General features: G+C 40.5%; 4 protein-coding genes, 20 tRNA genes and 1 riboswitch. Of the genes, 1 reads left to right on the forward strand and 23 read right to left on the reverse strand.

Translation table 11 applies throughout. The annotated features are described in order from the left end of the window. Positions 1 to 199: 199 nt before the first annotated feature. From pgsA to metK, 3 genes are all read right to left on the reverse strand, one after another. The gene (gene pgsA, locus ABDZ53_RS07080) at positions 200 to 793 is read right to left on the reverse strand and encodes a CDP-diacylglycerol--glycerol-3-phosphate 3-phosphatidyltransferase (protein ID WP_343755022.1); all 594 of its coding nucleotides are present in this window, start codon (positions 791 to 793) and stop codon (positions 200 to 202) included. A 64-nt stretch (positions 794 to 857) separates the two neighbouring features. Further along, complete coding sequence (locus tag ABDZ53_RS07085) at positions 858 to 1,781, reverse strand: helix-turn-helix domain-containing protein (RefSeq protein WP_343755024.1); 924 nt, start codon at positions 1,779 to 1,781, stop codon at positions 858 to 860. Positions 1,782 to 2,040: 259 nt separating this feature from the next. Then, positions 2,041 to 3,231, reverse strand: coding sequence for a methionine adenosyltransferase (metK, locus tag ABDZ53_RS07090; RefSeq protein WP_343755026.1), 1,191 nt, complete (start codon positions 3,229 to 3,231; stop codon positions 2,041 to 2,043). After that, positions 3,229 to 3,310: riboswitch (SMK box riboswitch) on the reverse strand. Its footprint overlaps the gene before it by 3 nt. A 147-nt stretch (positions 3,311 to 3,457) precedes the next feature. Between metK and ABDZ53_RS07095 the strand changes: the two genes are divergently transcribed. Beyond that, positions 3,458 to 3,964 carry a hypothetical protein gene (locus tag ABDZ53_RS07095; RefSeq protein WP_343755028.1) on the forward strand — a complete coding sequence of 169 codons (507 nt, stop codon included), beginning with the start codon at positions 3,458 to 3,460 and terminating at the stop codon, positions 3,962 to 3,964. Between the two features lie 72 nt (positions 3,965 to 4,036). On the opposite strand, the gene ABDZ53_RS07100 is transcribed toward ABDZ53_RS07095, so the two are convergent. From ABDZ53_RS07100 to ABDZ53_RS07195, 20 genes are all read right to left on the reverse strand, one after another. Beyond that, positions 4,037 to 4,107 (reverse strand) — tRNA-Gly (locus ABDZ53_RS07100). A gap of 19 nt (positions 4,108 to 4,126) precedes the next feature. Then, a tRNA-Phe gene (locus tag ABDZ53_RS07105) sits at positions 4,127 to 4,199 on the reverse strand. A gap of 23 nt (positions 4,200 to 4,222) precedes the next feature. Then, positions 4,223 to 4,295, reverse strand: a tRNA-Asp gene (locus ABDZ53_RS07110). A gap of 5 nt (positions 4,296 to 4,300) precedes the next feature. After that, positions 4,301 to 4,390: transfer RNA gene (locus ABDZ53_RS07115), tRNA-Ser, on the reverse strand. A 40-nt stretch (positions 4,391 to 4,430) separates the two neighbouring features. After that, positions 4,431 to 4,502, reverse strand: a tRNA-Glu gene (locus ABDZ53_RS07120). An 18-nt stretch (positions 4,503 to 4,520) separates the two neighbouring features. Continuing rightward, positions 4,521 to 4,609, reverse strand: a tRNA-Ser gene (locus tag ABDZ53_RS07125). Positions 4,610 to 4,634: 25 nt separating this feature from the next. After that, positions 4,635 to 4,708: transfer RNA gene (locus ABDZ53_RS07130), tRNA-Ile, on the reverse strand. A 32-nt stretch (positions 4,709 to 4,740) separates the two neighbouring features. Continuing rightward, positions 4,741 to 4,811, reverse strand: a tRNA-Gly gene (locus ABDZ53_RS07135). Between the two features lie 12 nt (positions 4,812 to 4,823). Beyond that, positions 4,824 to 4,896, reverse strand: a tRNA-Asp gene (locus ABDZ53_RS07140). A gap of 31 nt (positions 4,897 to 4,927) precedes the next feature. After that, positions 4,928 to 5,000: transfer RNA gene (locus ABDZ53_RS07145), tRNA-Met, on the reverse strand. A gap of 16 nt (positions 5,001 to 5,016) precedes the next feature. Continuing rightward, positions 5,017 to 5,090, reverse strand: a tRNA-Ile gene (locus ABDZ53_RS07150). Between the two features lie 7 nt (positions 5,091 to 5,097). Next, a tRNA-Met gene (locus ABDZ53_RS07155) sits at positions 5,098 to 5,171 on the reverse strand. Positions 5,172 to 5,184: 13 nt separating this feature from the next. Next, positions 5,185 to 5,258: transfer RNA gene (locus tag ABDZ53_RS07160), tRNA-Pro, on the reverse strand. A gap of 11 nt (positions 5,259 to 5,269) precedes the next feature. Beyond that, positions 5,270 to 5,343 (reverse strand) — tRNA-Arg (locus ABDZ53_RS07165). Between the two features lie 9 nt (positions 5,344 to 5,352). Further along, positions 5,353 to 5,438: transfer RNA gene (locus ABDZ53_RS07170), tRNA-Leu, on the reverse strand. 39 nt (positions 5,439 to 5,477) lie between these two features. After that, positions 5,478 to 5,549 (reverse strand) — tRNA-Gly (locus ABDZ53_RS07175). 28 nt (positions 5,550 to 5,577) lie between these two features. After that, positions 5,578 to 5,650, reverse strand: a tRNA-Thr gene (locus ABDZ53_RS07180). Between the two features lie 30 nt (positions 5,651 to 5,680). Next, positions 5,681 to 5,762, reverse strand: a tRNA-Leu gene (locus tag ABDZ53_RS07185). A gap of 11 nt (positions 5,763 to 5,773) precedes the next feature. After that, a tRNA-Lys gene (locus ABDZ53_RS07190) sits at positions 5,774 to 5,846 on the reverse strand. A 10-nt stretch (positions 5,847 to 5,856) separates the two neighbouring features. After that, positions 5,857 to 5,929: transfer RNA gene (locus ABDZ53_RS07195), tRNA-Val, on the reverse strand. Between the last annotated feature and the right edge of the window lie 95 nt (positions 5,930 to 6,024).

Raw genomic sequence — 6,024 nt, forward strand, 5'->3', positions numbered from 1 at the left:
TACTCCCACTTATGTTAATCAGAGGAAGTATTTCTCTTTTTTTCTTGTTTTTTCATAAAACTTTTTACACTACCTATATATACTTACTTTTAATTTCGATAATCACTTTTTTATTTTAACATAGTCACTATTTTTATACCGATTTCCTGTTTAAATCAAAAAAAGAGTCCACGTCGCTGTGCACTCTTATTTTTACTATTTATTTTGATTTTGAAAAAGTCCCTGCAAAAACATGTCTTGCCTTGTAAAAATAGTCCACTCCAGAGTAGACAGTAAAGAATAGACAAATATATAAAAAGATTGTGCCTATTGGAATATTTAAAAATGCCAGTGGAAAATCATCTAAAAACAGAAAGATAATAGCATACATTTGAGTAATCGTTTTAATCTTCCCAGGCCAGGCTGCCGCCATGACTACTCCACCTTGTTCAACAAGCAATAATCTTAAACCTGTGACAGCTAATTCCCTTGATACAATAATGGCAACTACCCATGATGGAGCCAGTCCCAGCTCTACAAGGACTATAAGGGCAGACATCACTAGCATTTTATCTGCTAGAGGATCAGCAAACTTACCGAAATTAGATACAATATTCATTTTCCTAGCTAAATACCCATCTAGCCAATCTGTAAAGCTGGCCACCGCAAATACAACTGTACCTATCAAAAGATTCACTTCAATAGTAGAACCTAATAGTGTGACGGTCCCCCAGTCGAAGGGGATTAAAACGAGTAGTAAAAATAATGGAATCATAAACACTCTAAATAAAGTTATTTTATTGGGTAAATTCACAGTTTTTCCTCCTGATTTAAATAAGACCAGAATAGTATTCTGCTGGTCTTATTTGTTATCATTCCTATTCGAATTCAATGTACATCTCTTGACGTACAGCTTCGGTCGCTGCTTCACCATATGGTAAAGGATTTTCATTCAAACTAATGGTTGTGGCAGAAGCATTCCCTATTACAATCACTATAGAAGAAGCATTATTATCGAACTCTGTTACCAGAGATTGACCATCAGTCAATAATGCTTGGTTAGCCATTTCACCATCTACTTCTACACTTACCCATGATTCTCCTCCGTCAGCTGTTAATTCAAGTTGCTGACTTTCAGGGTGCTCTCCAGTAACAGTATATGTCGTTGTGTTAGTAGAACCGTCTGTTTCTTCAATCACTTGTTCTTCAGGTTCTTCTGGTTCTTCTGGCTCTTCTTCTTCCTGATCTTCATCATCGGCTGGAGTTTCCCCTTCACCTTCAGGGTCATCTTCATCAGAACCAGCTTCTTCTATTTCGTCGTTGTCATCCACTTCTACTACATTAGACGATTCGTCTTCTTGGATAAAAGATGAATCATCGGCATTTCGATTTGCACTGGACATAGCCAAATAAATAGCTACTATTATCGCTATAACGAGTAGGACTATTAAAATAGTTGGCAAGCTATCTTGCAACGTTGCCAAAAACCCACTATTTTTCCCTCTAGATCGCGTCTGGGTGCTAGGTGCTGATTTAGCAACATAACTAGACTGATCGGTTTGAGGCAAGGCATCAATGTGTTCCTTAATTAATTGTTCTCCATTTAAACCAACAGAGTCAGCGTATTGTTTGATGAAAGCACGCGCATAAAAGTTTCCTGGTAAAACTTCTAGATTACCTTCTTCTACAGCAATCAAATAACGTTTTTGAATTTTTGTGATTTGTTGTAAATCATCTAACGTATACCCTTTTTCTTTTCTAGCTTCTTTTAATTTCTCGCCTATTTCGTTCAAATTATTCACCTACCTAAAATATTTCAAACATTGCTTTTTAAGAGTTTACTCTAATCCATAATCAGTAACCATAAATTTTACATATAATCGTGTTGAGGATATCCTCTATCTCTAAAAGTATAACATACGACTTTCTGCTAGTATAGTGAATAAATCCGTTTCTGTTTAAAGGTTTATTAAAGTTTTGATACAATATAACATTTATGGCAGATGGATAAATATACAGCAAAAAGCACAGAATTTTGTCCATCTGTGCTTTCTAATCTTATTAAATTTTTAGCACGCTTTTCAAAGTATCCACTTTATCAGTACGTTCCCAAGGCAAGTTTAAATCCATTCTACCAAAATGACCATAAGCAGCCGTTTGTTTGTAGATCGGACGTTTCAAATCGAGCATTTTAATAATTCCAGCTGGTCTTAGGTCAAATACTTCTCTAACAGCTTTAATCAATTCTTGTTCTGATACTTTACTGGTCCCAAAAGTATCTAATGTAATAGATACCGGTTGAGAAACACCAATAGCGTAAGCCAGTTGGACTTCGACCTTTTCAGCTAGTCCAGCACCTACAATATTCTTAGCAATATATCGAGCTACATAACTGGCAGAGCGATCCACTTTCGTTCCATCTTTTCCAGAAAACGCTCCTCCACCGTGTCTAGCATATCCCCCATAAGTATCCACAATGATCTTTCTTCCTGTTAAACCAGCATCTCCCTGAGGACCTCCAACAACGAATCGACCAGTTGGATTAATATAGAATTTTGTCTGATCATCAATCCATTGTGCAGGAATGACTTCATTAATGACCTTTTCAATAACATCCTCTTTAAGTTGATTGTATGTCACATCAGGACGATGCTGTGTACTAATCACAATAGCATCAATTCTGACTGGTATAGAGTCTTCATTGTATTCGACGGTAACTTGTGCTTTTCCATCCGGTCTTAAATAATCAAGGATATTCTCTTTTCTTACTTTTGCCAATTGTTTAGTCAGTTTATGGCTAAGTGAGATCGGCAAAGGCATCATCTCCGGCGTTTCATTTGTTGCATACCCAAACATAAGTCCTTGGTCACCAGCACCTATTTTATCTAACTCATCAAGTGCTTCAGATTTGTATTCTACTGAGTCATCGACTCCTACAGAAATATCCGGTGACTGATCATCAATAGATACAAGTACAGCACACGTATCTGCATCAAAGCCGTATTTGGCTCTTGTATAGCCGATATCCCTAATCGTATCCCTAGCAATCTTTTGCATATCTACGTATGTTTCAGTTCGAATCTCTCCAGCTATCAGTACTAACCCAGTAGTTACCATTGTCTCACATGCGACACGTGCTTCTGGATCTTTTTCCAAAATAGCATCTAAAATAGCGTCACTAATCTGATCGGCTACTTTATCTGGGTGTCCTTCTGTTACTGATTCTGATGTAAATAATTTTCTCTCTGTCATTTTTATTCCCCCTAAAGTGTTCGGTTACAAGGCTTCCGACCGGTTCTGGCCGTCCTATCGGGAATTCATTGTAAACCTCTACTATTTTAACATATATAGCAAGATTAATCATATTTATTAGTAAAATATATAAACACCTTTGCTTTGAATAAGTGAAACGATAACTACACCTTCCTATTTATATTTCTGTGCACTCTAACTTATGGTAAGATAAGAGTAATACTACATGAGGAAAGTTGTTGGCTATATGACGAATAAACTAAAAAAAATATTAATATACACAGCTTGGTCAGTTCTTTTCGGCACGGTACTGGCTTTATTTTATCGTTCTTTTTCTCTATCCATTCTTTTGTTAATCGCTTTTGGTATACTGACTCACTACTCCAAAGAACTCATTACACAATACACCAATAATCGTCTGTCTATTGGTCTCTTAATTACTTTGGAAATAATAAAATTTACTATCTTACTATATTTTGCTTTCACTTATTCTTGGATATTATTTATTGTGTTAATTGTCACTTCTTTTCTTTTACAAATAAAACGATTATTTAGTTACTTTGATCTGAATCGTTTTTATGATTATTTATCCATTATACTCAATGTGGGTGTCATAAATTGCTTGAGCTTTTATGTTCATACCCGATTTCTCTCTCTAACGGTTGTGTACAGTCTCATCCCTATTGTTAGCCTCTTTCTTTTTTTAAACAGGAAGAAAGTATACTTTATTTAGATTCTTTTCACGCACAGAATACGAAAAAAGCCAGAAATGAACATTTCATTCATTTCTGGCTTTTTATTAAGAAGCGGGTGAGGAGAATCGAACTCCCGACAACAGCTTGGAAGGCTGTGGTTTTACCACTAAACTACACCCGCATTTTATATAGTATCATTATGGCGCTGGACAGAGTCGAACTGCCGACACACGGAGCTTCAATCCGTTGCTCTACCAACTGAGCTACAGCGCCAAATAGATAGAATATCTATTTGACGACCCCGACCGGATTCGAACCGGCGATCTTCTGCGTGACAGGCAGACGTGGTAACCGCTACACTACGGGGCCTTTTAAGGAGGATGTGGGATTCGAACCCACGCGCGCTTTGACACGCCTGACGGTTTTCAAGACCGTTCCCTTAAGCCGGACTTGGGTAATCCTCCATAAAATAAATCATTATATTAAGTTGTTTAAAATTATATATGACCCCTACGGGATTCGAACCCGTGATACCGCCGTGAAAGGGCGGTGTCTTAACCACTTGACCAAGGGGCCAACACTATAAAAATGAAACGGAGAAGGAGGGATTTGAACCCTCGCGCCGGCAAAACCGACCTACACCCTTAGCAGGGGCGCCTCTTCAGCCACTTGAGTACTTCCCCATACCAATTATAATAATTGATATAATGGGCCTAAGTGGACTCGAACCACCGACCTCACGCTTATCAGGCGTGCGCTCTAACCAGCTGAGCTATAGGCCCTATTTAATTTGCATACTTAAATCTAAGTATAAAGCGGGTAGGGAGAATCGAACTCCCGACAACAGCTTGGAAGGCTGTAGTTTTACCACTAAACTACACCCGCATACTATTCCAACGACCCCGACCGGATTCGAACCGGCGATCTTCTGCGTGACAGGCAGACGTGGTAACCGCTACACTACGGGGCCAAATACTTAGTTAATCTTACATATGGTGCAATTGCGGAGGCAGGATTCGAACCTGCGACCTCCGGGTTATGAGCCCGACGAGCTGCCAGCTGCTCTACTCCGCGATAATATTAAAAATAATGGACCTTGCAGGACTCGAACCTGCGACCGAACGGTTATGAGCCGTTTGCTCTAACCAACTGAGCTAAAGGTCCGCTTCCATAGCGGCGGAGGGGATCGAACCCCCGACCTCACGGGTATGAACCGTACGCTCTAGCCAGCTGAGCTACACCGCCATTATTATAACAATCGGGAAGACAGGATTCGAACCTGCGACCCCTTGGTCCCAAACCAAGTGCTCTACCAAGCTGAGCTACTTCCCGTGATTATTAAATGCACCCTAGAGGAGTCGAACCTCTAACCGCCTGATTCGTAGTCAGGTACTCTATCCAATTGAGCTAAGGGTGCTGTTTTTTATGCCGAGGGCCGGAATCGAACCGGCACGGAGACAACTCTCCGCAGGATTTTAAGTCCTGTGCGTCTACCTATTCCGCCACCCCGGCAAGAAATGCACACTGTCATCTTTACTCTATATGTAAAGAAGCGGAAGACGGGATTCGAACCCGCGACCCCCACCTTGGCAAGGTGATGTTCTACCACTGAACTACTTCCGCAATGGAGCATGAGATGCTCACTTAGATATGCCGGCTAAAGGAGTTGAACCCTCGACCCACTGATTACAAATCAGTTGCTCTACCAACTGAGCTAAGCCGGCTAATGAATTATCTGTCACGTGAAACTCTCATGCGGATGGAGGGACTTGAACCCCCACGCCGTTAAGCGCTAGATCCTAAATCTAGTGCGTCTGCCAATTCCGCCACATCCGCTAGTTTCTATATGAGCCATGCAGGAATCGAACCTGCGACCCTTTGATTAAAAGTCAAATGCTCTACCGACTGAGCTAATGGCTCGGTGTGACAATGGGGACTAACGGGCTCGAACCGCTGACCCTCTGCTTGTAAGGCAGATGCTCTCCCAACTGAGCTAAGTCCCCAATATTAAGTATGTATTTAAGCAAAATAAAAGAGCTGCGCGGCAACGTCCTGCTTTCACAAGGGGAAACCCCTCACTATCCTCGGCGCTGGGAAG

Source organism: Alkalibacterium iburiense, assembly GCF_039521845.1.
Taxonomy (GTDB): domain Bacteria; phylum Bacillota; class Bacilli; order Lactobacillales; family Carnobacteriaceae_A; genus Alkalibacterium; species Alkalibacterium iburiense.